General features: G+C 69.8%; 2 protein-coding genes. Both read left to right on the forward strand.

All coding sequences use genetic code 11. From position 1 onward, the window contains the following. Positions 1-317, forward strand: a 317-nt coding sequence (locus H7841_18030) for a DNA polymerase Y family protein (GenBank protein MEO5338757.1), incomplete at its 5' end; no start/stop codon positions are given. Then, positions 314-3,223, forward strand: a 2,910-nt coding sequence (locus H7841_18035; GenBank protein MEO5338758.1) for an error-prone DNA polymerase, incomplete at its 3' end; no start/stop codon positions are given. The genes H7841_18030 and H7841_18035, both read left to right, overlap by 4 nt.

Genomic DNA, 3,223 nt, shown 5'->3' on the forward strand with positions numbered 1-3,223 from the left:
TGCCGCCTTGGCCGGCCCGGCCGCGTCCTTTGCACCTGCTGCCCTGGCCGGAACCCGTCGAGGCGGTGGCGCCCCTGCCCGACGGGCCGCCGGCCTTGTTCCGCTGGCGCCGCCATCCGCATCGGGTGGCACGGGCCGAGGGGCCGGAACGGATCGGCGGCGAATGGTGGCTGGCCGATCCCGGCATCCCCGACGGCGAGGTTCGCGACTACTACCGGGTGGAAGACGCCGAAGGCCGCCGCTTCTGGCTCTACCGCCAGGGCCTTGCCCGCCCCGACACCCCGCCCCGCTGGTTCCTGCACGGCTTCTTTCCGTGAGCTACGCCGAACTCCAGTGCTTGAGCAATTTCAGCTTCCTCGAAGGGGCGTCGCACGCGGACGAGATGGCGATCCAGGCGGCGGCTTTGGGGCTGGCCGCCATTTCCATCGCCGACCGCAACAGCCTGGCCGGCATCGTGCGCGCCCACCAGGCGGCCAAGGAGGCGGGTATCCGCCTGGTGGTGGGGGCGCGGCTGGACTTGACGGATGGGCCGTCCTTCCTCTGCTGGCCCACCGACCGGGCCGCCTATGGGCGGCTTTGCCGGTTGCTTACCCTGGGCAAGCGGCGGGCGGGGAAGGGGGGCTGCATCCTGTCCATGGCCGATCTGGAGGCCCATGCGCAAGGCCAGGTCCTCGGCTTGATTCCGCCCGGCGACATCGACGATCACTTTGGTGATCTTCTCTTGAGGTTGAGGGGAGTTTTCAGCAAAGGCATCTATATCGTTGTTTCTAATTCATATTGTGGTGATGACAGGCGGCGTCTGCATGACTTGGCGCGGCGGGCGCAGGCGGTCGGACTGCCCCTGCTGGCCACCAACGACGTGCGGATGCACCACCCGGCGCGGCGGCGGCTGGCCGATGTGTTGACCTGCATTCGCGAGGGCTGCACCCTGGCCGGGGCCGGCTTCCGCCTGGCGGCCAACGCCGAACGCCACCTGAAGCCGCCGGACGAGATGGCCCGCCTGTTTTGCGAGGTTCCCGAGGCCGTCGCCAACACCCTGGCGGTGGTGGAACGCTGCCGGTTCTCCCTGGACGAACTGCGCTACGAGTATCCGGCAGAAGGCGGCGACCTGGCGCGCCTGGCCTGGGACGGCGCCGCCGCCCGCTACCCGGCCGGGGTGCCGCCCAAGGTCAAGGCCCAGATCGCCCACGAACTGGCCCTGATCGGCCAATTGGGCTTCGCCCCTTATTTCCTGACCGTTTACGACATCGTGCGCTTCGCCCGTTCGCGCGGCATTCTTTGCCAGGGGCGGGGATCGGCGGCCAATTCGGCGGTCTGCTACTGCCTGGGCATCACTTCGGTCGACCCGGACCGCATCGACGTGCTGTTCGAACGCTTCGTCAGCGCCGAGCGGGGCGAACCCCCCGACATCGACGTGGATTTCGAGAACGAACGCCGCGAGGAGGTCATCCAGTACATTTACGCCCGCCATGGCCGCGAGCGTTCGGGCATGACCGCCACGGTCATCACCTACCGCAGCCGGAGCGCGCTGCGCGAGGTGGGCAAGGTCCTGGGATTGGCCGAAGACGCCATCGTCGCCTTGCAGCGCGCCGCCTGGCGGCGGGGTATCGAAGAGATCGACGCCAAGGACCTGGCCGAGGCCGGCCTTGACGATACCGACCGGACGGTATCGATGGTCCTGGAACTGGCGGCGGAACTGCGCGGCTTTCCACGCCACCTGTCCCAGCATACCGGCGGCATGGTGATCGCCCGCGGCCGTCTGGACGAGGTGGTGCCCATCGCCAATGCCGCCATGGAAGACCGCACGGTCATCGAATGGGACAAGACCGACCTGGACAGCCTGGGCATTCTCAAGGTGGACATCCTGGGCCTGGGCATGCTGACTTGCATCCGCAAGGCCTTCGGGCTGATCGAGACCCACCACGGCCGCCGCCTGACCCTGGCCAACGTGCCGCCCGAGGACCCGGCGGTCTACGCCATGCTCTGCCGGGGGGATTCCCTGGGGGTGTTCCAGGTGGAAAGCCGGGCCCAGATGGCCATGCTGCCGCGCCTCAAGCCCCGCTGCTTCTACGACCTGGTGATCGAGGTGGCCATCGTCCGGCCCGGCCCCATCCAGGGCGACATGGTCCATCCCTACCTGCGCCGCCGCCGGGGGGAAGAGGCGGTGGACTTCCCCTCCGACGAGCTGCGCCAAGTGCTGGGCAAGACCTTGGGGATTCCCTTGTTCCAGGAACAGGCCATGCGCATCGCCATGGTGGCGGCCGGCTTCAGCGGGGCGGAGGCGGACGGACTGCGGCGCGCCATGGCGGCCTTCCGGCGTTCCGGGCGCATCCACCATTACCGGGAGAAGTTCCAAGTCGGCATGGCGGCCCGCGGCTACGACGCCGGTTTCGCCGAACGCTGCTTCCGCCAGATCGAAGGTTTCGCCGAATACGGCTTCCCGGAAAGCCATGCCGCCAGCTTCGCCCTGCTGGTCTACGTCTCGGCCTGGCTGAAGCGGCATTATCCGGCCGCCTTCGCCTGCGCCCTGCTCAACAGCCAGCCCATGGGCTTCTACGCCCCGGCTCAGATCTTGCGCGACGCCGCCGACCATGGGGTGGAGGTGCGGCCGGTCGATGTCGCCTTCAGCGACTGGGACTGCACCCTGGAGGATGGCGCCTTGCGCCTGGGCTTCCGCCAGGCCAAGGGCCTGGCCGAGGCGGATGCCCGCCGGGTGGCGGCGATCCGCGGCGGCAGCGTTCCTGACCTCTGGCGGGCCGGGGTGCCGCGGGCGGCGCTGGAAGCCCTGGCACGGGCGGATGCCTTCCGCTCCCAGGGGGTGGACCGCCGCCAAGCCTTCTGGGCGGTCAAGGGGTTGGAGGCGGCGGCACCCCTGCCGCTCTTCGCCCATGCCGAAAGGCGCGAGGCCGCCGTCGTCCTGCCGGCGGCTTCGCCAGGGGAAGAGGTGGCGGACGACTACCGCTCCCTGGGGTTGTCGCTCAAGGCCCATCCGGCGGGTCTTCTGCGCCCGGCCCTGGCCGCCCAGGGCTACGGGCCCGCCGGGGACCTGGCGGACCTGCCGCAAGGCCGGAGGGCCGCGGTGGCCGGGCTGGTCATCGCCCGCCAGCAGCCGGGCAGCGCCAAGGGGGTGGTCTTCGTCACCCTGGAGGACGAAACCGGCATCGCCAACCTGATCGTCTGGCCGCAAGTGCTGGAGACCCACCGCCGGGTCATCCTGGGGGCG

Source organism: Magnetospirillum sp. WYHS-4, assembly GCA_039908345.1.
GTDB lineage: Bacteria > Pseudomonadota > Alphaproteobacteria > Rhodospirillales > GLO-3 > JAMOBD01.